Here is a 25,464-nt window from a genome sequence, read left to right as displayed (position 1 = left end):
CGATGCCATTGATCACTCGCCATTTTCTGACAATCCCGGCTCGCGGGAAGGCGCCGTCCCGGGTCGTGCATTATCGCCGATGCGGCTCCGGACCGCCCTTGCTCCTCGTCCACCAAAGCCCGCGCAGTTCTGCCGAATATGAACAGATCATGCGTCAATGGTCGTCCCATTTCACCTGTATTGCGCCCGATTCTCCCGGATTTGGTCAATCCGACCCGTTGCCCGGCGTGCCCGATGTTGGTGATTTCGCCGACGGGCTGGTGGAGTTTCTCGATATCCTGGGCCTGTCCTGCTGCGCTGCTTACGGCTTTCATTCGGGCGGCATCATACTTGCCCATCTTCTCAAACGGCACCCGCACCGGCTATCTGCTTTGGCCATCGGCGGCTACGCCATCTGGACCGACGCAGAGATGCGCATTTTCGGCGAGCGATATATTCCCGAGTTCCATCCCGATCCCTTTGGCACTCATCTGGTGTGGCTCTGGAATCGTATTCTCGAACAGAGCTGGTTTTTTCCCTGGTTCGATGTTCGCGATGCGACCCGTTTGTCGGTGGCACATGCTGACCCTGACCGCATTCATGCCATCGTCATGGAAATGCTGGACGCCGGCAATGCCTATCGCTTCGGCTACCGCGCAGTACTTCTGGCCAAGCCCGAAGTGCCTGCCGCCGATGCGATCACCGCGCCGGTGTTGATAAGCGCTTATCGCGGTGATCCGCTCAGCGACCATATCGACCGGATGGGGCCGAAGCCGGAAAACTGGCATACGCAGAAAGTGGAAACGCCGACCGAGCATCAGGAACTCAGTCTCGCGTTTTTGAGGAAACACCACACGTCACCCTGCCCGCGGCTGGCGGAAGATGAGGATGCAGGCTTTATCGCCATTGGCAACGGCCTGATCCATTGGCGCGGAACCCGTGGCGCACATGAAATGAGGCTGCACGCGCCGGGCGCGGAATTGACTAAACCGCAACCCGGAGAACTGGCGATTGACGTGCCGGGCCACGGGCTGTCCAGTGATTTCACGGACTATCACATGGCGATTGAGGCAGCGCGGCGTGCCCTGGGTGCCAGAAGGATATGCTGGCCCGAATTGCCGGTCGGCGAGCCCGAACTGCTCTATCCCGATCTGTCACCGGACCGGTTCGGCGGCTATTTGTTGAAAGCATGGTCCGTTGCGCGAGCCTCGGCACTCTTTGCGCCATGGTACGCCGCGCATAGCGATCATGCCCTTCCGGTGCAGGAAGCCGCGCTTGCTCCGGAAGCCATTGCCTCGCGTGCAAGAGCGCTGCTGCGGGCGGGCGCCGCCGCACGGAAATGGCATGGTGCGCTGGCCAGTCGCCGCGACAGCCAGGGCGATCAGAATCGATAAATAGCGGGTCCGGGTTTCGGGCCGGTATCAATATTCCGAGAGCAAACGCCCCAGACCATCGATCTTGTCTTCGATACCGCAGGCCCGCAGGGCGTGCCAGTAGGTCGCCGCATTGATCGCAATCACCGGTTTGCCCAGCCTTGCTTCGGTTTTGGCAGCCAGGTCAACCATTGACAGATTGGTGCCGACCTGCACCAGCGCATCGACCTCTGGACCGTCCAGTTCTGCCAGCACTTCTGTCAGTCTTTCCGGTGTAACCTTCGCGATATCGGTCCAGCATCGGCACTTCAGCGATTTATCGCGCACCACTTCAAAGCCCGACTCTTCGAGATAATTGCGTACTTCCGCATTGGCTGCCGGGAAATAGGGCGAAACAAAGCTCACCTTCTTGATTCCGCCGTAGGCCTTGAGCGCCGCAACCAGGGATTCCGAACCGATGCTGACGTCGATTCCGGCGACTTCCCGGACCTGTTTCTTGAAAGCGTCACCGCCCGCGATGCCACCGTAAAATGTAACCGCCGACATGCCCATGACCAGATAGTCGGGCTTGCAGGTGATAACCGAGCGCACCGCATCCATGGTATTGTCGGAAATCGCCTGGGTGCCGGCGAAAAAATCTTCGTCGGACAGCGCGACCGGGTCGGTAACGAAAATTCGGGAATAATGGTTGGTGACACCGTCCGGCCGCATGCGTTCCATATCGGGTTGCACAACCGTATTTGTTGACGGTCCGATTACCCCCATCAGCTTGCGCCAGCCCAGTACGTCACCCATGCTATATCTCCGGTCTAGTTAATCGATTCTGCCTGCGCCAGGCTCTCATACATTGATTGACGCATGAGATATTTGCGACGGCGGTCGTCATCTTGTTTGATCGCCAGCATTTCCTGGCGCTTGCGTTCATGCGCGCCACTTTCATGGCCGCTCTGTATGAACTTCATATTTTCAATCGTCTGTGTCTGCGTGAAACTATGCGTGACTGTTCGCCGCTGGCGATCATAGAGTTCAAGACCTCCGTTCGGCTTGCCCGATTTGAGCACCGGCTCCAGCTTCTGGAACAGGTTGAAGGCATCATGAATCCCGGAATTCATGCCGAAGCCGCCGAGGGGATTGTTAAGATGGGCGGAGTCGCCAATCAGCATCACACGATCCTCGACAAACGATTTCGCGACTCTCTGGTGCACCCGATAGAGCGTCCGGTGGCGAGTCTCGACAGCCGCTCCATCGCCCGTCAAACGATCGAAAATATCGTTCTTCATCTTGTCAGAACGCAATTCGTCATCGCTCAAAGTCCCGTCTGTCGGGACCAGAACGCGCCACAACGAAGGAACGCGCAACAACACCAGCCACTCGTTGGGATCGGATACATAGTTTACCGGTGCCAGTCCGGGCAAATGAGCGACCAGATCTTCTTCGGTGGAAAGGCACAGAAACCGTTCCGCGTAAGTGAAACCGTCAAATTCGATACCCAGCCATTTGCGGACGATGCTGTTCGCGCCGTCAGCGCCGATCAGATAATCGGCGCGCAGATGATCTATGCCCAGGGTGGTTTCGACCTCGATGTCGACACCGCTATCATCCTGTTTGAAAGACAGCAGGCGATTCCCGAATCGGATATCGGCATTGTCGAATTTTTCCAGACCATCTGCCAGGGCACGGGACAAATGATATTGTTCGCACTGGATCCGGAACGGATAACGGGTCACGTCGGACAGTTCCGTCAAATCGAATGCGATATATTCTCCGGACTGGCGATCCCGCCAGTGATAAACCGGAGCCTTCAGCCCCTTGTCCAGCAACATCGGCGTGATGCCGATCTGATCCAGCATTTCCAGCGTTGGCGGATGGAATGTTGAAGCTCGCAAATCCTGGGCACAATCCGCGCCGGCTTCGAGTACAACAACATCAACACCAATTTGCGCCAGCAATGTTGCCATTACCGTCCCGACCGGACCAGCTCCAGCGATTACAACCTGACAGCGTTCCCGCTTCATTTCACTATGTCCCCAAATTTTTCAATCCACATTTCTATGGCCGCAAATGCCGCATTTCTGATCAGGCACTTGGTGAAGTATCCGCCTTGCGGTGATTGGGGGTGATTCGGAGTGGCGAGACGCGCGCAATCCGCGCCAACGATATGCCGCCGAATATGTAACGGACTATAAGTTCAACAATACCAATGCCCTAGCCTTTGACGGCATTCTTCTTCGCACGATTGACACCGGCAATGGTCCGGCCAAACCCTGTCTGATTGTACAAACAGCATCTGGCCGGACGCCGGCATGTCCGATTCCGTCAAAGGGAACGGTCGCGGACGTTGAGTCGGTGGAAGGCAGAATGTGAAACGAGGCTGCGCCGGGCTGAGCGCCCGTGACTAGACAGCGGCGCAGACAGTTTTCCATTCGAGATAATTGTCCATCGCCTGCTTGCCGCTATCGCGACCCCAGCCGGATTGCTTGACCCCGCCGATGGCAAGCGAAGGATCATACATGGCATGACAATTGATCCAGACCGTTCCGGCTCGAATGGCGCTGCTCATGCGGTGGGCGTTCGAAAGGCTTTCGGTCCAGACGCTTGCAGCGAGACCGAAGTCGCTGTCATTCGCGGCAGCGATGACCTCGTCGACATCATCGAATTTCTGGACGGCAAGCACCGGCCCGAAAACTTCCTCGCAGACAATTTCCATATCGGGCGAGACATCAGCCAGAACGGTGGGCGAAATGAAGGTGCCCGCTTCACCGCTACGCTCTCCGCCGGCAAGCAGGGTCGCGCCATCAGCCTGCGCACGCTGGATAAACCCCTCAACCCTTTCTGCCTGCCGGAGCGATACCAGTGGGCCCATTTGCGATTCGGGATCAAGCCCGTGGCCCATTTTCAGACCCTTGGCATATTCGACCACACCGGCAACCAGACGATCATAGATGGCGCTATGCGCATAAAGGCGCGAGCCGGCGATACAGACCTGACCGCTGTTAAAGAAGATCGCGTTGGCGACTCCCGGAATAGCGAGTTCGAGATCCGCATCGTCCATGACGATACAGGGCGACTTGCCACCCAGTTCCAGAGTGACTCGTTTGAAATTTGTCTTGGCCGCATCCAGAATCGCGCGGCCGGTAGCCGTCGAACCGGTGAAAGCGATTTTGTCTACACCCGCGTGTGCGGCCAGACTGGCGCCTGTTTCGGCGCCAAAGCCGGTAATTACATTCAGCACGCCGTCCGGAAGGCCGGCTTCGCTCATCAGCTCCGCCAGACGAAGAGCGGTCAGCGACGTGTCTTCGGCCGGTTTCAGGACAATGGTGCACCCCGCGGCCAGCGCGGGTGCGAGCTTCATCGCGGTCAGCACCAGTGGCGAGTTCCAGGGCACAATCGCGGCCACAACGCCGACCGGCTCGCGGGCGGTCCAGGTCCGCATCTGCTTGCCCGCCGGCTGATAATCAATAGAACTTTCCAGCGTCTGACCTTCGATATTCATGGCCTGTCCCGCAAAGAACCGGAACTGGTTCACGGCACCGGGAAGCTCTGCCCAGCGCCCGACATATAATGGCTTGCCCTGGTCAAGGCTTTCCAGTTCGGCGAGTGCGTCAATATTCTCTTCTATGATGTCGGCTATCGCCCAGAGAATTTTCGAGCGGTTGACCGGCGTTGTATTCTTCCAATCGGCCAGCGCGCCGCGGGCCGCTGCCACTGCATCATCGACATCGGCCGAGTTAGCCAGAGCCAGTTTTCCGGTTACAGCACCGGTTGCGGGATCGACCGTATCAAACGTTTTGCCATCCCGGGCTGCCTTCCACTGGCCATCGGCCAGCAGACCCTCGCCCCCGGCGCGGCGCGCCAAGAACTGCTGATTGGTCGGGTGAAGCTTGGTTAGATCAAAAGCCATGGCAAAATATCTCCATAATGTAATAGCACTCCTGACGGCCCCGACGGCAAAGCACCATCTTCTACCCGCGCAAAAATCGCTTGTCGGATAAGAATATCCGAAAGGAGCCCATCCGCCGAAAGTTCCTCTAGCAATATTGCGAAATCCTTGCCGGTGCGATTCCCGCACGCGGCGTAATTATGTGGGGAAGCTATGTCCTATCGTTTGGGAGTAGACGTCGGCGGTACGTTTACGGATCTGTTGCTGCTTGATCAAGAAAATGGCAATTTCTGGCGGTATAAAACGCCATCCACACCCCAGGACAGTTCCCAGGGTATTCTCAATGGCGTCAATGCGATTTGCAAGGCAGCCGGCACAAGCCCGTCCGGAATCGAATTTTTTCTGCATGGCACCACTGTGGCCACCAACGCCATGTTGGAAGGCAAGGGCGCCCGCGTCGGACTGATCACCACGGACGGCTATCGCCAGACCATGCAGATTGCTCGCAGCTTTGTGCCCGGCGGACTGGCCGGCTGGATCGTCTGGCCCAAGCCGGAACCGCTCGCCGCTCTCGACGACAGTTTCGAAATTGCCGGCCGGATCGATGCCCAGGGCAACGAGATCGCTCCGATCGACGAGAATGAAATCCGCCGGGTTCTGGAAGGCCTCAAGAATTCCGGCATCGAGGCCCTCACTGTCAGTCTGATCAATTCCTATCTCAACGGAGCGCATGAAATCCGCGTCGGTGAGCTGGCGGCAGAGATCATGCCCGATATTCCCTTCTCGCTCAGCCATCAGGTGCTGCCGGAAATGCAGGAATATGAGCGTACCCTGTCCACGGTCGCCAACGCCTCGGTCCGTCCGGTTGTCGGAAAATATGTCCGCAATCTGCGTGACAGCCTGCGTTCTTGCGAAATGAACGGCTCGCTTTCGCTGCTTCGTTCCGACGGTGGACTGATGTCTTCGGAGAAAGCGGAGGACCATCCGGTCTCGCTGCTGATGTCTGGTCCCGCCGGCGGCGTGACCGGTGCGATATGGGTCGGGCGCAATGCCGGTATCAAGAATATCCTCACGCTGGATGTGGGCGGTACATCTACCGATGTCGCACTGATCGAAAATCTCGAGGCGCGCCGTCAGCGGACCACCGAAGTCGGCCATCTTTCGGTCCGCGCATCGGCCCTTGATGTCAAAACCGTCGGCGCCGGGGGTGGCTCTATCGCTTATGTCCCCGAACTTACCGGCGCACTGCGTGTCGGACCGGAATCTGCAGGAGCGGTTCCAGGACCGGTCGCCTACGGCAAGGGCGGAACAGAGCCGACCGTTACCGATGCCAATGTGGTGCTTGGCTATCTCCCCGAATCCCTGCTGGGTGGTTCGTTCAAACTGGACCGCGAAGGGGCGGAGAAATCCGTGCAGAAAATCGCGGACACGCTGGGGATCAGTCTGATGGAAGCCGCCCGTGGCATCATCGACATCGTCAACGAGAATATGTTCGGTGCGTTGCGGATGATTTCGGTTCAACAGGGCTATGATCCCCGCCACTTTGCCCTGATGGGCTTCGGCGGTGCCGGCCCGCTGCATGTCAATGCAGTGGCCCGCCTCATGGATAGCTGGCCGGCCGTCTCGCCGGTCTCTCCTGGCGTCCTGTGCGCGCTCGGCGATGCCACCACCCGGATGCGGACGGAAACAGCCCGCAGCTTCTCCCGCCGTTTCAATGACACCGACGAGGCCGAAGTAATTGCTCTGCTGCAGGAGATATCCGCACAAACACGCGCCGAGCTGATGGAGGAAGGCATTGCCGACCAGAATATCACTTCGCTGTTCGAGCTGGACGTCCGTTACGAGGGGCAGGCTTTTGAAGTGCCGCTGTCGATCGACGAAGAGACCTTGCTGGCAGACGGGCTGGCCGGAGTTACCGACCGGTTTGACGAAGAACATCGGCGCCTGTTCACCTTCAACATGGAAAGCGCCCATGAACTGGTGAACATCCGCGCCGTCGCGCTAGGACCCGAGCTGGACCTGCCCGCGCCGCAACTGAAAAGCGGCAATGGCGACCCGGCTGCGGCCAAAATACGCGATCACCAGCTTTGGGCTGACGGCAAAATGCAGCCAGCGGTCATCTATGACCGTTCCAAGCTGCTGGCCGGAGATATCATCCCCGGACCTGCGATCGTGATCGAAATGGACTCGACCACCCTGATCGAAGCGGACTGCGTCGGCACCGTCGATCAGGTCGGCAATATTCTAATCAACCTGGCCTGAGGAGGGACTTATGCCCGCACAGATTATCCAATCTAATGAAACACCCTTCAACACCGTAGCAATCGACCCCGTTACTCTGGAGGTGATTGAAAACGCGCTGCGCAACGCACGCATCGAAATGGACGCCACCTTGGTCCGCACCGCCATGTCTCCGGGTATCCGCGAACAGGGAGATGCATTTCCCCTGATCGCTGACAGCAAGGGCCGGATGATTGTCGGCCAGTTCGGCAGCTATATCGGACCGTTCCTGGAAGGCTTTGATGGAACTGTCGAAGAGGGCGACCTGATCTTCCTCTCCGATCCCTATTCGGTGGCGGGCGCGATCAGCCACTCCAACGACTGGCTGGTGTTGATGCCGGTGTTCAAGGACGGCCGTCTCGTCGCCTATACATCGATGTTCGGCCACATGTCCGATATTGGCGGCAAGGTGCCCGGATCAATGCCGATCGATGCCACCAGCATCTTCCAGGAAGGCGTTCGCATTCCCCCGATCAAGATATGGAAGAGCGGCGAATATAACGAAGACCTGATCAAGCTGATCATGCACCAGACTCGCACGCCCGACTGGTGCAAGGCCGACCTCAACGCGTTGATCGCCTCCTGCCGAGTGGCTGCACGCCGGGTTATCGAGCTGTGCGACCGCTTTGGCGAGGATGTCTATGCCTCTGCCACCGACCTGCTGCTCGAACGCAACCATCGCGCGATGCAGAAGCTGATCGAGACATCGGTCAGCGAAGAAAAAGTCAGCTTCGAGGATTATATCTGCGATGACGGCATGGGCTATGGTCCTTACAAAATCCGTTGCACGATGTGGCGGGAGAACGGAAGGGTCATTCTCGATTTCGACGGCACTGACCCGCAATCCAAGGCGTCGATCAATTTCCTGCTCAACGAGAATATGATGAAGATGTTCTTCGGCATCTACATGATCATGGTGTTCGACCCGCAGATCCTGTTCAACGACGGGTTTTACGACCTGATCGACGTGCGCATCCCCGAAGGCTCGCTGCTGAAACCGAAATTTCCGGCTGCCCTGTCCGGACGGACGCATGCGCTGGGCCGGTTGTTCGACATTCTAGGCGGTCTGCTCGGTCAGAAGACACCGGAATTTCTCAACGCCGCCGGTTTCTCGTCGTCGCCGCATCTTTTTTATGCCGGGACCGACAAGAACGGAAAATGGTTCCAGCTGTTCCAGATCGGCTTTGGCGGCATCCCGGGAAGACCGCTGGGCGATGGTCCTGACGGACACTCGCTGTGGCCCGGCTTTACCAACGTCCCGAACGAATTTCTTGAACGCTATTTCCCGCTGCGGATCGAACGTTACGAGACAGTGGCAGACTCCGGCGGACCGGGCCTGCACCGCGGTGGCAATGGTATCAACATGGTCTATCGTTTCCTCGAGCCCGGCGTCATCGCTATCCATGATGACCGCTGGTTCGTGCCGCCCTGGGGCGTCAATGGCGGCGAACCGGGCGCCCGCGCGCGCAAATTGCTGGTCAAGAATGACGGCACCGAAATCGTCCTCGGTAACAAGCTCGAGGATTATGAAGTGGAAGCCGGCGACCAGTTGCATTTCGTCACCTGGGGTGGCGGCGGCTGGGGGGACCCGCTGGAACGCGATCCGCAATTGCTCGCCGTCGAGCTGAAACAGGGTCTGGTAACCGTTGAAGGCGCACTGCGTTACGGCGTCGTGCTGGTCGACGGCGAAGTCGATCAGGCCGCTACAGAAGCTCTGCGCGCCAAGATGCGCGAATCGCGGGATGGTGATTTGCCGACCTTCAACTATGGTCCCGACATCGAAACGCTGCGTGCCAATTGTCTTGCGGAAACCGGACTTCCTGCTCCGAAACAACCGCAATGGCAGACGGCCGAATAAGATCACCCTGATTTTCAAGGACAGACAATAATGGCAAATCCTATCCTGCGGGAAAAACTCGCATCGGGAAAATTTTTCGTGATCCCCGGCATCCAGGACATGATTACGGCGGTAATCGCCAACAAGGTCGGCTTCGACGTCGTATATGGTACCGGATATTGGCTGACCGCTTCGGCATGGGGGTTGCCAGACGCCGGGATCGCCACCTATTCCGAAATGCGCAACCGTATGGAGACACTCGCTCGCACTAGCAATTCTGCAGTGATCGCGGACGGGGATACCGGCTATGGCGGCTTGCTCAATGTTCATCACACGGTGAAGGGCTACGAAGCCTCGGGCGTGACGGCGATCCAGCTGGAAGACCAAGAATTCCCGAAGAAATGCGGGCACACCCCGTACAAACGCCTGATTCCGCTGGAAGATATGGTGGAGAAGATCAAGGTCGCGGTCGATGCCAAAGAAGACGAGAATTTCCTCATCGTCGCGCGAACCGATGCCCGGGAAAGCGAAGGGATGGACGGCGTCTTGCGCCGACTGGAAGCTTACGAAAAGGCGGGAGCCGATATCATGTTCCCCGAATCGCTGACCAGCGAAGAGGAAATGCGACAGGCCTGCGCCAGTTTTGAAAAACCCGTAATGGCCAATATGTCTAACGGCGGACTGTCACCTGTCCCCAATGCATCGGTCCTCTCGGAAATAGGCTATGCATTCGCTATCTATCCGTCACTTACCAGCCTTGCCGCAGCGGCCGCCATGGAAAAAGCGCTGACGGATCTGAAAGAAAAGGGTATCGGGCAACCGGACGGGATTTTCGACTTCAACGAATTCTGTTCCCTCATCGGTTTTGAAGAAGTCTGGGACTTCGAGAAAAAATGGGCAAAGAACTGAAAATCCATCAGGCAGGCATAATTTCCGCTTAACGGATAATATATCCGACTGGTGGATATATAATTTCAAACTGCGGACATTCCTCTTATTAATGTCACCCTTCTGCCATTGGCACGAAGGGGAATGATCAGACATGGAAAAAGGCGTACCGATTCGCTCTATCACGCGGGCGTTTTCAGCCCTGCGGGCAATAAACCGGCATGGCTCGATGACGATGATGGAAATCGCCAAGGCCGCAGAGGTTCCGTACCCGACCGCCTGCCGCATTGTGCAGACGTTGCTATATGAAGGCTTGGTCGAACAGGAGCCCGCTCGCAAACGCTATCGTCCAACCGCATTGGTGCAAACGCTCGCCACCGGCTTCCAGCATGAAGATCAACTGGTCAGTGTGGCACGGCCCCATATTGTCGAGTTTACAAAACGGGTCGGCTGGCCGGTTTCGATCGCAGTTCGGGTCGGACGCAACATGATGTTGCGGGACAGTACCCATGCCAATTCGTCGCTGACTTTTGAACATTATTATCCGGGCTTTACCGTGCCGATCCTCGACAGCGCGTCGGGCAAGTTATCGATGGCCTTTGCCCAGGACGAAGACCGGGAAATGATCTTGCGCTTCATGCGGATTTCGCAGGAGATCGATATTGAATATCTCTCCACCGCAGAAATCGGACTGAATGTCGAGCAAATACGCGCCGATGGTTACGCAACACAGGGTCGCAACCATTTTAACCTGACTCCAGGGAAAACATCTTCAATAGCGGTGCCGATCTTCAAGAACGGGCATTTTGAAGCCGCGATGACGATGGTCTTCTTTGTTGCGGCGATGAAACTGAGCGACGCTCTGGAAAATTATCTGGATGATCTGCAACAGACCGCTGCTGCAATCAGCCACGGGCTCAGCAACAGCTGACCGCCATAGTGACGGTCGGCCCGGTCAGAGTCGCGCCGTTACCGCTTTGGTTTCCAAATAGGCCTGAAGGCCAGCTTCGCCAAATTCCCGGCCCCAGCCTGACTGGCCATATCCACCGAAGGGGATATTGGTTCCGACCGCGCCGTGGCAATTGATCGATACATGGCCGGCGCGCACGCGGCTGACGACCCGGTGCGCGGTAGAAATGTCCTGAGTCCAGACGCTGCCCGACAGACCATAAGGCGTATCATTGGCAAGCTGCGCTATGGCATCGATATCAAGCGTATCGAATTTTTGCACCGCCATGACCGGGCCGAAAATTTCTTCGCGCATGATCTCCATGTCGCGGGTGCAGCCGGTGAAAATTGTCGGACGAATGAAGTTGCCCGGCCGATCCAGGCGGTCGCCACCTGCAACCAGTGTCGCACCGGCGTCTTTGGCGCGCTCGATGAAGCCGAACACCTTGTCGGCATGGACAGCAGATACCATCGGTCCCTGCTGCGTGGCCGGATCCAGCCCGTGGCCAAGAACCATTCCATCGGCAAAAGCGGCCAATCCGTCGAGCAGCGCGTCATGGATATCGGCATGCGCGAATATCCGAGTGCCGGCCATGCAATTCTGGCCCTGTAAAAAGAATGTCGCCATCGCAACGCCGGGTACCGCGAGGTCCAAATCCGCGTCAGGCATCACGATCACCGGACTTTTACCGCCCAGTTCCAGCGAGACTTTTTTCAGATTGCCTATTGCGCTCTGAATGATCGCCCGACCGGTTCGCGTGGATCCGGTAAAGGAAATCTTGTCCACATCATCATGCGCCGCCAGGGCTGCCCCGGCTTCGCCGCCCAGACCATTGACGATATTGACCACACCTTCGGGGAATCCGGCGTCCAGAATCATCTGGCCGAGTGCGAGAGCGGACAGGGGCGTTTCCTCTGACGGCTTCATGACCACAGTACAACCAGCCGCCAGTGCCGGAGCCAGTTTCAGGATCGCGGTGGACAGAGGCACGTTCCACGGCACGATTTGTCCGACCACCCCGACCGGTTCCTTCAAGGAATAGGTGAGCGCCTCTGTTTCGGCCGTAATATGCCGCGGCGGCACCATTGTAGAGCCCTCGATCCGCATGATCGCGCCCGCGTAATAATCAATCATTTCCACACAATTGGTGGTTGTCAGTCCGGCTATGAAACCGGGCATTCCGTTGTCGAGAATGTCCAGTTCGGTCAGCAGCCGGGCGTTCTGTTCCATGATCCGGGCCAGCCGGGTCATCAGGTTCATCCGTTCCGACGCGCTCAACCGGCGCCAGGGCCCGTCAAAGGCCGAGCGCGCGGCGGCGACCGCCTGGTCCACTTCGGCGGCTCCCCCGGTTTCGAACTCGGCCAGAACCAGCCCTGTTGCCGGGTCCCGGCTTTCCATCACACCGCTGCCATCAACCCACTGCCCGCCAATCAGCAACTTGCCGTGCTTGTCCAGAAACGCGCGCGTTTCCGGCGATATTGCGTGACCATCAAAGGCTGTACCATCACTCATCAAACCGGCTCCGTACGACAATCATAAGTAAACAGTCCGAGGGATTCCTCGTCCTTGGTTTCGCCAATTCCGAACAAGGCGGCATCCTGCGCCTGCATCCGGTCGGCATTGGCATTGGACTCCGACTGGATCCAGCTCGCCCGTTCATGCCGTGCCGCCTGATAGCGGGACAGCCCCTCTGCAATATCCGGCGAAGCCGCAAGTGCGCGGGCAATGATGACGGCATCTTCAATTCCGCACGCAGCGCCATGGCCGAGAAACGGCGTCATCGCATGAGCCGAGTCACCGATCAACGTCACCTGATCGTCGATGATCCAGTCGGGCAATGCCGAGCGCGCGTTTATCGCCCATTTGAACATCGGCTGCTCGCAGGCCGCTCTGATCAGCATCTGCGCATCATCGCACCAATCGGCATAGATAGCCTGGATCTCGGAGGGGTCAGCCGGAATCGTCCAGCCATCGTCCGTCCAGCCCTCCTGTCGAGCAAAGAAAACGAGATTCATCGCCGTGCTGCCGCGTATATTATAGCGCGTGATCATCGCGCCTGGACCGATAATGATCCCCGGGAAATCGGACAAGGCTTGCAGCTCCGGCGTTACGGGAACCAGTGCGCGCCAGGCGACATGCCCGGTAAAATGCGGCTCTGCTGGTTCAAAGCGCTGGCGAATGACGGATTTCACGCCATCCGCACCAATGAGCAGGTCACCAGCCACCCGGCTGCCATCAGCGAGAATCGCGGTCGCACCCTCACTACCAACCACGGCGCAGTCGGTGCGCAAATCCACACCAGCCGCGCGCGCGGCGCCGGTCAGCAAATCGTGCAGATCTGCCCGGTGGATCGTGACATAGGGCGCCCCGTATTTCTCGCGCTGGGTAGAGCGATCCATGGTTACCAGTGTTCGTCCGTCTTCCCAGTGCTGGATACGCTGCCGGGTCGGTTCGACACCGGCGGCTGCTACATCCTCACAGACACCGATGAAATCGAGCCCTTTCATCGCATTGGGCGACAGGGTAACGCCGGCCCCGATTTCGCCAAATTGGGGAGCGGATTCGAGCAACACGACCGGGAAACCCTGTTTGGCAATCGCGGCGGCCGCGGTCATTCCCGCAATGCCGCCACCGACGATCACTATTTTCTCGTTGCGGCTCATCCCAATTGTCCGAGAATATGATTTTCGTGATTGTCGAGATACCATTCGGCAATCTCTTCGCGTGTGGCCCACCATACGCCCGGCAAGGACTTGGCATGTTCGATGAACTCGCGCAGCGCCCTCACCCTGTGAGCCCGACCGGAAACATGGGGATGGAGGCCGACATTCATGATCCGTCCGCTGGTAGCCCCTTCCTCGTAAAGGACATCCAGTTCTTCGATCAGCGCATCGCGGAATTGGTCGGTCGTAAAATTCTTTCGGGTGATGAAGGTGAAATCGTTGATCTCGTTGGAATAGGGAACCGAAACAATCGGACCGTTTGGCGTGCGGAGCATATAAGGCTGATCGTCATTCATGATGTCACAATAATAGGTGCAGCCATATTCAGCCAGAATGTCGGCCGTCTGAAGCGTGCCCCGCAGCGAGGATGAGAGCCATCCTTTCGATTTGCGACCGGTAAATTTCTCAAACTGGTCGAGCGTCCGCAAAACGATTTCGCGCTCCTTCGCCGGGTCACCGGCAAAATTGGTCAGCAATTCGCCCTGCTCCCAATTGTGGGTGAGCAGTTCCCAGCCCCGTTCGAGCACAGCGTCGGTCATTGCCTTCCGCCGCTCGAAGGTCACCGCATTGGTGGTACAGCTCGCCTTGACGCCGAGCTTGTCGAACAGGTCGAACAGACGCCAGATACCGACCCGCTGACCATATTCGCGCCAGCTATAATTCGGAAAATCCGGAGTGTTGCCGGGAAGGATGTCCGGCAGGATCGACGGCCCGCCAGCATAATAAGGCTTGTCCGTATCCTTGGTGAGATCCCAAGTTTCCAGATTGAAAGTCAGGATCAGGGCGACTTTCGCGCCATTGGGCCATTTTAGCGGCTTGCGCTCGGGCAAAGGGACGTAATCATATTCCATTTAAAATACCTGTTCTTGACCGAATCCGGCCAGTGGAAATCCAATGTGGCGGTGCATAGCATGAGGGTGAAGCACAATTACAATTTCCATCCCAACATTTTGCCTGCCTTTGTCCACTATACGGACATTGCATCGGCAAGGCCGGTGCTCCGCCGCATTCCGTCGGCTTCACCGCGCTTCAGCCTGCGGTCCGCAGACTGCCCACCAGTCGGATAATGATGCTAGTGGGTTCAACCCGGCCCGTGCAGCCAATATAGGAAAGACCAACAAAGTTGTTACCGAGCGGAAGCCCCTCTTCTTTGAGGTCCAACACGCCTGCTTCGCCAACCGGAGACATGCAATGGAGAATATCACAATGCCTACTATACGCTGGTCCTCGAAGATAAAGTCGTCCCTGTCGGCGCTGGCAATATTGGCAGCGCTGCCTGCTTGCGCAACTGCACAGATAGTCGAATCCGCGGCCACAGTCGCAGCATCCCAGGAAACGCAGCCCCGTCTCACGATCGAAGAATTGCGCGCGCTCTATGGTGACGAGGAAAGCCGCTACATGGAAATCGGCGGTGTTGAAGTCCACTACAAGGACGAGGGAAGCGGACCGGTATTGTTCATGGTCCACGGTTCCCTCAGTTCGACCCGGACATGGGACCGGATCACGGAGATACTGAAGTCCGATTACCGGATCATCCGCTATGACATTCCCGGCTATGGCCTGTCCGGACGGGTTTCGGACGAGACCGCTGCCAATGTCCAGCCGGTCGAGATCGCCGAACAGCTCGTGGAACGGCTGGGGGTCAAAAAACTCACTTTTGTCGGCGTCTCCAGCGGCGGCACGATGGGCATGTATCTGGCCGCCAAACGCCCCGACCTGGTTGAACGCCTGATCATCTCCAACACGCCGTCGGATCCAGTAGACACCAGTCATCTGGTAATGCCCGAGAGCTTCGTGGAAGCTGCAAAAAAGTCCCGGGAAACCGGCTTTTCAGACATGACCTTCTGGAATGAATATCTGGGATTTTTCGCCGGCGATCCGGACCGGATAAGCGCACAGACCCGCAAGGAATATTATGATCTGAACCGTCGGACCGCGGAAAAGCACCCGATCGCTTTGGTCGCGCGCATCGGTGATGGTGTTCAGGCAAAAATCGAGATGGCGAAAATTGTCACGCCCACATTCCTGATCTGGGGCGGGGCTGATCCGTTGCTGCCGGAGAGCGCGGCGGACGCAATCACCAATTATCTCGGTTCCGCGCAGATTTCGCGTATCATCATGCCGGATGTAGGCCATTATCCGCCGCTGGAATCGCCCGACCGTTTTGCCCAGTGGATTGCCGCCTATGTCGAAGCGGGCGTGCTTTCGGAACACGAGCCGGAAAGCCCGCAGCCCTGATGTCACGATCGCTCCGGAAAATTATGACCATGGCAACAGCAAAAACGCTCTACGAAAAATTGTGGGACAGTCATCGTGTCAGTGATCTGGCCGATGGCGAAGCGTTGATCTATATCGATCGCCATCTTGTGCACGAAGTATCCAGTCCGCAAGCCTTTGCATCCCTGCGCGCCTCAGGCCGGCAACTGCGTCGACCGGCCACCCATTATGCTGTCGCCGATCATGCCGTCCCGACCCGCAACCGCGAGGACAGGATCGAGGATCCCCTCGCCCGCGCGCAGGTCGCCGAACTGGAAAGCAATGTCGCGCAATTCGACGTGCCTTATGCGGCGCTGCAAAGTAGGGATCAGGGCATTGTCCATGTCATTGGCCCGGAAAGCGGTTTCACCCTGCCCGGCACCACCATTGTCTGCGGCGACAGTCACACGACCACACACGGCGCCTTTGGCGCCTTGGCCTTCGGCATAGGGGCCAGCGAATGCGGCACCGTCATGGCCACCCAGTGCCTGCGCCAGAAAAAGGCGCGAACGATGCTGGTCGAGCTGTCCGGCAAACCCGGTCCCCATGTCACCGCCAAGGATATTGCGCTGGCGTTGATCGCGCAGATCGGCACCAATGGTGCCGCTGGCTATGCGGTGGAATATGCCGGACCGGCGGTATCCGCCATGTCGATGGCCGAACGGATGACGCTCTGCAATCTGACGATCGAGGCCGGCAGCCGCATCGGTCTGGTGGCACCGGATGAGACCACGCTTGCGTTCGTCAAAGGACGTCGCCTCGCACCCAAGGGAACATCTTGGGACCGTGCGGCGGCTTATTGGCTAGATCTGGCAACCGACGATGGCGCGGAATATGACCATCGGATCGCGTTGGATCTTGGTGCTATAGAGCCGCAAGTGACCTGGGGTACCACGCCAGACCAGGCTGTCTCCATTGGCGCAGGGACTCCAGACCTTGCAATGATCGCCGACAAGTCGGAGCGCGCGCAGGCACAATCAGCGCTGGACTACATGGGTCTGGAACCAGGAAAACCGATTGAAGGCATCGGAATAAGCCACGCCTTCATCGGCTCCTGTACCAATGGTCGCATCGAGGATCTCCGTGCCGCCGCGGCCATCGCCAAAGGCCGCTCGGTTCCACCCGGAGTGACAGCAATCGTCGTCCCCGGTTCGGGCGCCACGCTTTCCCAGGCCGAAGACGAAGGGTTGGACCAGATTTTTCTGGAAGCCGGTTTTGAATGGCGACAACCGGGCTGCTCGATGTGCGTGGCGATGAACGATGACCGGCTCGAACCGGGAGACCGCTGCGCCAGCACTTCCAATCGTAACTTCGAAGGCCGGCAGGGAGCGGGCGGACGCACGCATCTGATGAGCCCGGCCATGGCGGCTGCCGCCGCCGTCACTGGCTGCATCACCGACGTAAGGAAATTGGACTAATGCAACCGGAGCCTTTCAAGACCCTGTCCGGAACGGCGGCGCCGCTGGAGCAGGATAATATTGACACGGATATTATTTTCCCCGCCCGTTTTCTGCTGATCACGGCGCGCGAAGGACTGGGGCAATATGCTTTCCATGACCGGCGCTTCGGCAGCGACGGCAATCCGGATCCGGAATTCATTCTCAACCGTGAGCCATTTCGCCAGGCCCCGATTTTGGTGGCGGGCGCCAATTTCGGTTCGGGGTCGAGCCGCGAACAGGCCGTCTGGGCGCTGCTCGGCTTCGGTATCCGCAGCATTATCGCGCCCAGCTTTGGTGAGATTTTTCACGGCAATTGCCTGCGCAACGGCATCTTGCCAATCACTCTTCCGGACCGGGTCGTGCGCGACCTGATGTCGCTTGCAAAAGACGGGTTGGCATTGACTATCGATCTGGAAAACCAGAAGGTTATCACAGGCAAGAATGAAGCATTTGGATTTGACATCCCGCCAGAACGCAAGCTGGCGCTGATCAATGGCTGGGATGAAACTGCCCAGATATTGAATCAGAAAGCAGAGGATATTGACGACTTCGAGACCTGGCAACGCCAAGACCAGCCTTGGCTTTATGAAACGGAGACTGCGCGATGAGTGATGAAGACCTGCTCGAAAACTATCGCCGGGCCTATAATACCAAGGTCGGCTTTGGCGAGCGGCCCGCCCTGATAATGATCGATTTCTGCCAGGGCTATTTTGATCCCGACTGCGATCTCTATTCCGGCGTGGAAGACGCTCTGGCCTCCGCCTTGCGGGTGCGCGAAGCTGCACGGGCAGCAAAAATACCGGTCATCCTGACCGGAGTATCCTATCACCCGAGCGCCATCGACGGTGGCCGTTTTTTCGAGAAGGCTGCGCCACTGCGCTATTTCATCGAAGGCAATCCGATGGGTGCCTTTGCTGAAGGCCTGGAACCGGCGGACGACGAACTGGTGATTACCAAGCAATATCCCAGCGCGTTCTTCGGGACCTCTCTGGCCTCCACACTGACCGCAATGGGAATCGACAGCGTGCTGCTGACCGGTCTGACCACCAGCGGTTGCGTACGGGCAAGCTGCGTCGATGCGATGTCGCACGGCTTTCGGACTGCGGTTGTGGCCGATGCTTGTGGCGACCGTCATGACGCGCCCCATGACGCCAATCTGTTCGACATGAACGCAAAATATGCCGATGTGGTAAGCGAGGCCGAAACGATCGACTTCCTCAAAAATCTCAGCGGCAAGAGTGCCGGTTAACCCGAACCGACAGATTCGAATGCTTCCAGCCGCACACCCCAGGGGGTGATCGCGGCCACGGCCCTGAAATCTCCATGCGGTGCCCAGTGGACCGGCACAGGACCAATGGTTTTGCATCCTCCCTGTTCGGCAAGGGCCTGAAATTCGGACAGATTCGAAACCGCAAATCGCAGGGCCGCCCACCCTCGTTTCGGCGGAGCATCGGCAGAAAAGTCCAGGCCATCGCAGTCGAAACGGATGATCTCGACCGAACCCTCCATCCGCCCCTGGGCCTGATAAACGCCGACGGTTACCAGAATATCGGGTGCCAGACCGACCGGCAGCCCCATGCAATTGCGCCCGTCCGCATGTTTCCAGCTTGCCTCCTGAACCACCTTCCATCCCAGTTGATCGACATAAAAGGAACGGGCAACGGAGAAATCGGAAACAATCTGGGTTGCGTTGAACACCCAGGACGCCGGCCCGGCGACGTGTTCATAGCCGGCCAGCGGCGGCCGCACCCGCTCCATTAATGCGAAGCAGAGTCCGTCTCCATCGCGCTCCAGTACCTCGCGGACCGAAACCGGGTCAAAGTCAAAACTGGTGATCGGGGCGGGCGAGACAAAACCGTTTCGCCCCATTGCAGCGTGTAGATCGTCGATCGATTCCAATGCACGTAAATTCACATCAAACAGCGCACCGCTATCCCATGCCTGGGCGCCGTCGCGTATTACGCCCGCCGGTTCGCCTGCAAGCGAAAGCAGGCGGATATGGCCGCGCGGGACCGTCGGATGCGAGAGCAGCAATTCCCGTGTTTCCGGCGAACCCGTGATCCCCAGCAGCTTCAGCGCCGCATCGGGTACCTCGCCCCGATATATTTCGACAAAACCGGTGGCCGCTGTAATGCGGGCGCCGCTGGCGTCGATATCTGCAACGAAACCGACAGCTTCCTGAAAACCATTATCTGTTGAAATCATCTGTCACAGATGCGGTATCGGCCACTCCTTTGGCAAGCGCTATCCGGTTTCGACCGCCCTTCGGACAAGCGCCGGGGCCGGCAGTCTGACGTGGACAGAGGGTTAGGGTTCAGGCAAAATGGCGGCGCGCTGACCGACCAACGGATAAGAGCAGTAACGCCCTTTCCCGGATAATCGGGGGCCTTCATCCAGCAGTTTGATAATGGAGCAGTTGACCCAATGACCAGCAGTAACAAACAGACAGACTTGATAGAGAAACTGGAAAGCCTGCTGGGCGAGCAGGGCCTGGTCACCGGCGCCGAAAACCTGCAATATTATGCCAATGATGTGTACCGGTCCGGCGGGCAGCCGCTGGCCGTTGCAAAACCCATTTCCACCGAGCAGGTGCAGGATGCGGTACGGCTTTGCGCTGACGCGGGCGTGGCGATGGTTCCGCGGGGCGGCGGCGCTTCCTATACCGACGGCTATCTCTATCCTGACGGCGGCCACGTGCTCTTCGATCTTGGAGCGCTCGACGATATCAGGATCGATGCCGCGAATCTGCTGGTGACCGTCGGCGCGGGCGCCAGTTGGGCCAAGTTGAAAGAAGCGCTGGACGCGCAGAAATTGCGAACCCCTTTCTGGGGTCCCTTCTCCGGTCTCGCTGCCACGGTCGGTGGCAGCATGAGCCAGAATACGGTCAGCCATGGCAGCGCAGCCCACGGCGTTTCCGCGCACTCGGCTCTGTCGATGGATGTGGTGCTTGCAAACGGCGAGCTGATCTCCACCAGCGCCGCCGGTTCAACCCGCAATTACGGCCCGGATCTCACCGGCCTGTTCACGGGAGATTGCGGGGCATTCGGTCTGAAAACCGCGATCACCCTCCCGCTGATCCGGACACTGGATCATTGCGAGCCGCTGAGCTTTGCCTTTGACGATTTCTCTTCCTATCACGCAGCGGTGCGCATCGCCCAGGCGGAACGGCTGGACGATTCCCATTTTGGTCTGGATCTCGCCCTGTCCCAGGGACAGATCGGTCGGCAGGAAGGCTTTGCAGCCCGGCTGAAAATCGCGGCGGAGGTCATGCGCAAGGCACCGCGCAAATTGCAGGGCCTTGCCCAGTTGATGCGGATGGCGGTGGCGGGCGAAGATCCGATGCGCTCCGGCGCCTATATGTGCCATTTCATTGTCGAAGGCTTTGACCCCGCCGACGCTGCGGCCAAGGCCCGCCGGCTTCGCCATCTGCTGGCCGGTGTCGGACGGGAAATAGCCAACAGCATACCGACATTTGTCCGGGCCATGCCCTTCGCACCGCTGACCAATATTCTGGGCCCCGGCGGAGAGCGCTGGGTTCCGGTGCACGGCATTTTGAACCATGATACAGTCGTCGCGTTCAACACAGCCTTTCACGCGCTGGTAAAAGACCAGCAATCGGAAATGGATCGTCTGGGCGTCTGGCTGGGCACGATGTTTTCTCCCGCCGGATCTGCCGGATTTCTGTATGAAATCGCCCTGTACTGGCCCGATCACCGCAGCGACTACCACAGACAGACCCTCGGCGAGGAGCATCTGGCGACAATCCCGGATTTCCTGGAGAATGCCGAAGCCCGCGAATATGCCAATGAACTGAAAGAGGCGATCATTGCCTTGTTCCAGAATTTCGGAGCGGCCCATTTCCAGATCGGCCGCGCCTATCCCTATCTGACGCGACTGGATCCCCGGGCCCTGAGTCTGGTCAGAAGCGTCAAGCAGGAACTGGATCCGAAAGGACTGATGAATCCCGGCGCACTGGGCCTTTAGACAGCATCTTCCTGCTATCGGCAGTTACCATAATGAAAAGGCCGGAAGCGATGCTCCCGGCCTGTCGGCACGCGCCCCGTCACTTTTTGTTTGGCGCGAAGGGTTCGGGTGCCGGCGGGGCTTTTGGGGGTTCCCAGCCTTCGGGCACGGGCGCGGGTGTCTGTTCGCGGGCGTAGACCTCGAGGCTGGAGAGGGAGGGGCCATAATCCTCTGTCGGCGCGCTGAGCCATTTCTCGTCCATCGCCCGGGCGGCTTTCACCAGATGGGCAGGCAGACCCTCGACGCCCTCCGGAATGGTCTGGAAATGGGTGAAATAATTGATCTGGCCTTCGGCCTGTCCCATCAGCATCCACGGCAGCCAGGGCGTGATCCGTGACCAGGAGCCGATATGCGGGATATGGGTGAGCGCGGGATTTTCCACATCCGCCTGCTCGACAACATAGATGAAATGTTCCGAGACCCGGTTCATCACGCCGGCCGATTCGCGCGGCCACTGGCCCGGCTGCAGCGCGTTGGGATACATCAGGTCGATGCCGGTGTTCAGGATCATCGTGCCGTTCGGCCCATATTCCCAGTCCTGCAGAAACGGCTTGCGCTCGCGCAGGTCGGTGTTCAGTCCGCCATAGGAAGGCCCTTCGGGCTGGAACTTGCTGATCGTGAAGTTGAACGGGTCATTGGCAATCGGCACCACCTTTACCGTCTCGCCGGTATAGGGGTTGAGCCACTGGTCCAGCACTTCGCCGCTTTCCAGATCGGTATAGAAGACGATCTCGCGGAGCATCCTGCGGTAGCTGCCGTCTTCCAGTTTCTTCATCCGGACAAAACTGAACCCCTCGACACCGAAGAGCGTGCGAACCTTCTCGTTCGGGCGGACCCCCATGGCCTTGCCCTTGATCCAGCCGCATTTTTCCTTGCTCGGATCGATATCCCCGTCGATCCGCGCATAGGTGTCGCGGTTCCACTCGGGATCCTTGAAATCGATGGTGCTGACAAAATCGACGGCCGGCTTGGGCTGGTGCGCGCGGGCTGCCGCAGGAACGGCGGCCATGCCGGTGGCCAGAGCGGCAAGGCCGAGACTTTCACGCCGGCTGAGGTTGAATTTGTCCATGTTGGTCTCCAGCAAATATGATCAATCACCTGATAGGATGACACTTGTTCTCCATTCATGAAAGCCCGGGCAGCAAAATGCACCGGCTGTTCGCCTGCCGGATAGACGGCTGAACGGCTTGTAGCGCGCGCCCGGCCAAGCTGGCATAGTCACGGGGAAATACGGACGGAAGCGATGGAGTCGATGATGCTGAATATATTCCAACAAGCCAGTCACGCAGCCTTGCCCAAGGCCACGCATGATGAAGCGGCGCGCGAGGAATTTGCCAAGAGCTTCAAGGGCTTTATCCAGTCGACATTGCTGCCGGGGCTGACGCCGGTTTACAATGAACAGGTGAAGCCGGCGTTCCGCAAGGAGCACGGCCGGGATCCCGCCGACCGGCGCGACATTCGTTCGGCGATGGTAAACAATCTCTATTTCCAGCATTATGCGTCGGCCAACCGGATCGCGCAGGAGATATTGTGGGAATCGGTCAATGTCTCGATCGACCGGCAATTGCCCGAATTGCTGGAGACGGCAAAGACATTGTCGGCCTCGAGCAAGGCGAAGCTGGACATTCCCGAGGATTTTGTCCCGCCGCGCTACATCACCGCGCTCGACATCCACTGCATGCCCGGTGGCTATACCAGCGAGATTACCGATCAGGATATCACCGCCGGCGCGCTCTATGACCGCGGCGTCTATCTCTATGCGATGGGCTATATGGGCCCCGACAATGACGACATGGGCCGCTCGGTGTGCAACTATCTGCGGCGCAACAGGCCGGACTTCAAGCCCATGCGCATTCTCGACATGGGCTGCACCGTCGGCCACGCGACCCTGCCGTACAAGGAATATTTTCCCGAGGCGGAGGTCTGGGGCATTGATGTGGGCGGACCGGTGGTGCGCTATGCCCATGCCCGCGCCGCGGCGATGGGGCAGGAGGTGAATTTTGCCCAGATGAACGCGGAGGAAACCAGTTTTCCCGACGGGCATTTTGATCTGGTGGTCAGCCATATCCTGTTGCACGAGACCAGCGGCAAGGCGATGCCGCGGATCTTCAACGAATGCCATCGCCTGCTCTCTCCCGGCGGCATGATGATCCATGCCGATCTGCCGCCCTTCGACCTGATGGACCCGTTCACCCAGTTCATTCTCGACAACGAGACCTGGTATAATAACGAGCCCTTCTGGGGCGCGATGCGCGAGATGGATCAGGTGGATCTGGCGAAACGGGCAGGGTTTGCCGCCGAGGCGATCAAATTTGATACAGCGCCGATGGCGGTGATGGAATTTGCCGGCGGATCGGATGGCTATAGCCAGGAGACGGCAAGCGAAGTGGCCGAGCGGGAATTTACCGCGGGCGAATATGCACCGGGCGGCGGCTGGGAGGTGCTTGTCGCGGAGAAGGCGCAGGCACGGGAGATGGCGGCATGAGCAGCGAGGCGATGCAGGACGAGCGGCCGCATGTGATCCGCGATGCGCGCGGCAAGCGTCCGCAATTTTACGACACGCCGGGCATGGATCAGGTGATGTCGATGATCATGGTGCTGGCCGGCGAGCTGTGCGTCGTGCGCGACCGGCTGGATGCGGCCGAACGCGTGGCGCGGGACAATGGCCTCGATCTGGCCGCCGGCATCGAGGCGCTGAAGCTGGACGACAAGGCGCTGGAAGAGCGCGAGGCCCGCCGCCAGGACCTGCTGGCGCGCATGTATGCCCTGATGCGCAAGGAAGCCCATGAAGCCAGCGAACGCGAAAGCGAGCAGGCCTATCGCGAAACCATCGAAGATATCGCCCGGCGCTAAGCCCGCGCTTATTTGAAGAATAACCGAGCGGGGAGCTGGTCGGTGATCCGGGACTTCAGTTCCCGCTGCATGGCATTCTGCCCCAGCCCGTGCGCCTGCAGGAACAGATCCGACAGGTGGACAGCAGCGTCGAGCTGCGCAAGCTGCGGCGGGCCGGGCTGTTCAAAGTCGCAGATCGCGCCGCCAAAATAATGATCCACGCCTTCCAGCACCAGACCGTAGCGCTGGCCACCTGCTGCCGCTGCCTCAAATGGGACCAGATGACCCTTCCAGCCATCAGCGCTATCGGCTGACATGCCGGGCACGATGTCCCGCGTACCGGTCTGGATCAGCGCCGGCACCGAAAGCGTGCCATATCCTGCACGCGTGATCAGAACCGGGATCGGAGCCGGCGGCGAGAGAGCAATGACAGCCTGTACCTTGTCATCGCCCAGCGGCCCCTCGAGCCCGTCTGGCGCTATGGCTTGCGATCCTCCCAGCGTGAGAGCAACCAGACCGCCGTAACTATGTCCCGCGGCCACATAATGGTTAGCGCCGAGATAGGCAGACAATGCGCGTATATCCTCCAGTCTCGCCTTCCAGCTGGCCAGCCCCTTGAATTTTTCGGTTTCGGGATGGTCCCGGGAATCGACGTGGAGCGGTGCCAGCACACGCCAGCCCTGCGCCACCCAGGGTTCGATCAACCGCAAATATTTATCCGGTGAGGACGCAGCACCATGAGAGAATAAGATCGTCCCGACACCGCAGACAGACGGAGTCCAATCGAAAACCGGTATTTCCCGGCCATCCCCGGACGCCAGCGTCAACCGGACGGATGGGCGAACGGCCTTCCCGCCCCCGCCTTGATGCGCCATCGCTGCGGTGGCTATCGTCCCGAAGCCGACCAATGCGGCCCGTCGAGACATAATCAGCGACAATTGCGATATTTTTCCTGTTCGATTCGTGTCGGTCATGGGGTCTCCACCATATTGTCCATTCCAATCC

21 protein-coding genes are annotated in these 25,464 nt (G+C 58.7%); 12 read left to right on the top strand and 9 right to left on the bottom strand.

Features of this window, described 5'->3' with window-relative positions:
- Positions 1–2 precede the first annotated feature (2 nt).
- Positions 3–1,373 (top strand): alpha/beta hydrolase, encoded by a 1,371-nt coding sequence (locus SPHFLASMR4Y_RS12915; RefSeq protein ID WP_089133912.1) that lies wholly within the window; start codon positions 3–5, stop codon positions 1,371–1,373.
- 27 nt (positions 1,374–1,400) lie between these two features.
- On the opposite strand, the gene SPHFLASMR4Y_RS12910 is transcribed toward SPHFLASMR4Y_RS12915, so the two are convergent.
- The 3 genes from SPHFLASMR4Y_RS12910 to SPHFLASMR4Y_RS12895 all read right to left on the bottom strand — a co-directional run bounded on the left by SPHFLASMR4Y_RS12910 (position 1,401) and on the right by SPHFLASMR4Y_RS12895 (position 5,253).
- Positions 1,401–2,147 (bottom strand): arylmalonate decarboxylase, encoded by a 747-nt coding sequence (locus tag SPHFLASMR4Y_RS12910; RefSeq protein ID WP_089133911.1) that lies wholly within the window; start codon positions 2,145–2,147, stop codon positions 1,401–1,403.
- 14 nt (positions 2,148–2,161) lie between these two features.
- Positions 2,162–3,367, bottom strand: coding sequence for an FAD-dependent oxidoreductase (locus tag SPHFLASMR4Y_RS12905; protein WP_089133910.1), 1,206 nt, complete (start codon positions 3,365–3,367; stop codon positions 2,162–2,164).
- A 380-nt stretch (positions 3,368–3,747) separates the two neighbouring features.
- Positions 3,748–5,253 carry an aldehyde dehydrogenase family protein gene (locus SPHFLASMR4Y_RS12895; protein WP_089133908.1) on the bottom strand — a complete coding sequence of 502 codons (1,506 nt, stop codon included), beginning with the start codon at positions 5,251–5,253 and terminating at the stop codon, positions 3,748–3,750.
- Positions 5,254–5,445: 192 nt separating this feature from the next.
- On the opposite strand from SPHFLASMR4Y_RS12895, the gene SPHFLASMR4Y_RS12890 reads away from it, so the two are divergent.
- From SPHFLASMR4Y_RS12890 to SPHFLASMR4Y_RS12875, 4 genes are all read left to right on the top strand, one after another.
- On the top strand, positions 5,446–7,494 hold the full coding sequence (locus SPHFLASMR4Y_RS12890; RefSeq protein WP_089133907.1) for a hydantoinase/oxoprolinase family protein: 2,049 nt from the start codon (positions 5,446–5,448) through the stop codon (positions 7,492–7,494).
- Positions 7,495–7,504: 10 nt separating this feature from the next.
- Complete coding sequence (locus tag SPHFLASMR4Y_RS12885) at positions 7,505–9,370, top strand: hydantoinase B/oxoprolinase family protein (RefSeq protein ID WP_089133906.1); 1,866 nt, start codon at positions 7,505–7,507, stop codon at positions 9,368–9,370.
- Positions 9,371–9,400: 30 nt separating this feature from the next.
- Positions 9,401–10,258 carry an oxaloacetate decarboxylase gene (locus SPHFLASMR4Y_RS12880; protein WP_089133905.1) on the top strand — a complete coding sequence of 286 codons (858 nt, stop codon included), beginning with the start codon at positions 9,401–9,403 and terminating at the stop codon, positions 10,256–10,258.
- Positions 10,259–10,391: 133 nt separating this feature from the next.
- Positions 10,392–11,168 (top strand): IclR family transcriptional regulator, encoded by a 777-nt coding sequence (locus SPHFLASMR4Y_RS12875; RefSeq protein WP_089133904.1) that lies wholly within the window; start codon positions 10,392–10,394, stop codon positions 11,166–11,168.
- Positions 11,169–11,192: 24 nt separating this feature from the next.
- Here the strand turns inward: SPHFLASMR4Y_RS12875 and SPHFLASMR4Y_RS12870 are convergent, their stop codons facing one another.
- From SPHFLASMR4Y_RS12870 to SPHFLASMR4Y_RS12860, 3 genes are read right to left on the bottom strand one after another with little or no spacing between them, the layout of a single operon-like run.
- Positions 11,193–12,698, bottom strand: coding sequence for an aldehyde dehydrogenase family protein (locus tag SPHFLASMR4Y_RS12870; RefSeq protein WP_089133903.1), 1,506 nt, complete (start codon positions 12,696–12,698; stop codon positions 11,193–11,195).
- Positions 12,698–13,849 (bottom strand): FAD-dependent monooxygenase, encoded by a 1,152-nt coding sequence (locus SPHFLASMR4Y_RS12865; RefSeq protein WP_089133902.1) that lies wholly within the window; start codon positions 13,847–13,849, stop codon positions 12,698–12,700. Before SPHFLASMR4Y_RS12865 ends, SPHFLASMR4Y_RS12870 begins: the two co-directional genes overlap by 1 nt.
- On the bottom strand, positions 13,846–14,760 hold the full coding sequence (locus SPHFLASMR4Y_RS12860) for a polysaccharide deacetylase family protein (RefSeq protein ID WP_089133901.1): 915 nt from the start codon (positions 14,758–14,760) through the stop codon (positions 13,846–13,848). Before SPHFLASMR4Y_RS12860 ends, SPHFLASMR4Y_RS12865 begins: the two co-directional genes overlap by 4 nt.
- Before the next feature lie 340 nt (positions 14,761–15,100).
- On the opposite strand from SPHFLASMR4Y_RS12860, the gene SPHFLASMR4Y_RS12855 reads away from it, so the two are divergent.
- From SPHFLASMR4Y_RS12855 to SPHFLASMR4Y_RS12840, 4 genes are read left to right on the top strand one after another with little or no spacing between them, the layout of a single operon-like run.
- A complete protein-coding gene (locus SPHFLASMR4Y_RS12855; RefSeq protein ID WP_260806969.1) occupies positions 15,101–16,147 on the top strand; it encodes an alpha/beta fold hydrolase in 1,047 nt (348 codons plus the stop codon).
- 29 nt (positions 16,148–16,176) lie between these two features.
- Positions 16,177–17,583 (top strand): 3-isopropylmalate dehydratase large subunit, encoded by a 1,407-nt coding sequence (gene leuC, locus SPHFLASMR4Y_RS12850; protein ID WP_089134878.1) that lies wholly within the window; start codon positions 16,177–16,179, stop codon positions 17,581–17,583.
- Positions 17,583–18,212 carry a 3-isopropylmalate dehydratase small subunit gene (gene leuD / locus SPHFLASMR4Y_RS12845; protein ID WP_089133900.1) on the top strand — a complete coding sequence of 210 codons (630 nt, stop codon included), beginning with the start codon at positions 17,583–17,585 and terminating at the stop codon, positions 18,210–18,212. Before leuC ends, leuD begins: the two co-directional genes overlap by 1 nt.
- Entirely contained in the window at positions 18,209–18,853 is a 645-nt protein-coding gene (locus SPHFLASMR4Y_RS12840) for an isochorismatase family protein (protein ID WP_089133899.1), read from the top strand. The genes leuD and SPHFLASMR4Y_RS12840 overlap by 4 nt, the downstream gene beginning before the upstream one ends.
- Here the strand turns inward: SPHFLASMR4Y_RS12840 and SPHFLASMR4Y_RS12835 are convergent.
- On the bottom strand, positions 18,850–19,809 hold the full coding sequence (locus tag SPHFLASMR4Y_RS12835; protein WP_089133898.1) for a hypothetical protein: 960 nt from the start codon (positions 19,807–19,809) through the stop codon (positions 18,850–18,852). The genes SPHFLASMR4Y_RS12840 and SPHFLASMR4Y_RS12835 overlap by 4 nt on opposite strands.
- 219 nt (positions 19,810–20,028) lie before the next feature.
- Between SPHFLASMR4Y_RS12835 and SPHFLASMR4Y_RS12830 the strand changes: the two genes are divergently transcribed.
- Positions 20,029–21,588 carry an FAD-binding oxidoreductase gene (locus tag SPHFLASMR4Y_RS12830; protein ID WP_089133897.1) on the top strand — a complete coding sequence of 520 codons (1,560 nt, stop codon included), beginning with the start codon at positions 20,029–20,031 and terminating at the stop codon, positions 21,586–21,588.
- Between the two features lie 79 nt (positions 21,589–21,667).
- Here the strand turns inward: SPHFLASMR4Y_RS12830 and SPHFLASMR4Y_RS12825 are convergent, their stop codons facing one another.
- On the bottom strand, positions 21,668–22,696 hold the full coding sequence (locus SPHFLASMR4Y_RS12825; protein WP_089132386.1) for a DUF1838 family protein: 1,029 nt from the start codon (positions 22,694–22,696) through the stop codon (positions 21,668–21,670).
- A gap of 183 nt (positions 22,697–22,879) precedes the next feature.
- Between SPHFLASMR4Y_RS12825 and SPHFLASMR4Y_RS12820 the strand changes: the two genes are divergently transcribed.
- On the top strand, positions 22,880–24,112 hold the full coding sequence (locus tag SPHFLASMR4Y_RS12820; protein ID WP_260806968.1) for a class I SAM-dependent methyltransferase: 1,233 nt from the start codon (positions 22,880–22,882) through the stop codon (positions 24,110–24,112).
- Positions 24,109–24,480, top strand: a complete 372-nt coding sequence (locus SPHFLASMR4Y_RS12815; RefSeq protein WP_089132385.1) for a hypothetical protein — start codon at positions 24,109–24,111, stop codon at positions 24,478–24,480. Before SPHFLASMR4Y_RS12820 ends, SPHFLASMR4Y_RS12815 begins: the two co-directional genes overlap by 4 nt.
- 8 nt (positions 24,481–24,488) lie before the next feature.
- Here SPHFLASMR4Y_RS12815 and SPHFLASMR4Y_RS12810 read toward each other — a convergent pair whose 3' ends face one another.
- Positions 24,489–25,433, bottom strand: coding sequence for an alpha/beta hydrolase family protein (locus SPHFLASMR4Y_RS12810; protein ID WP_260806967.1), 945 nt, complete (start codon positions 25,431–25,433; stop codon positions 24,489–24,491).
- Between the last annotated feature and the right edge of the window lie 31 nt (positions 25,434–25,464).

Origin of the sequence: Sphingorhabdus sp. SMR4y (genome assembly GCF_002218195.1) — a bacterium.
Lineage (GTDB): Bacteria > Pseudomonadota > Alphaproteobacteria > Sphingomonadales > Sphingomonadaceae > Parasphingorhabdus.
Note: the sequence above shows the minus strand (reverse complement) of the source record. Positions and strands in the feature narration are given on the sequence as shown.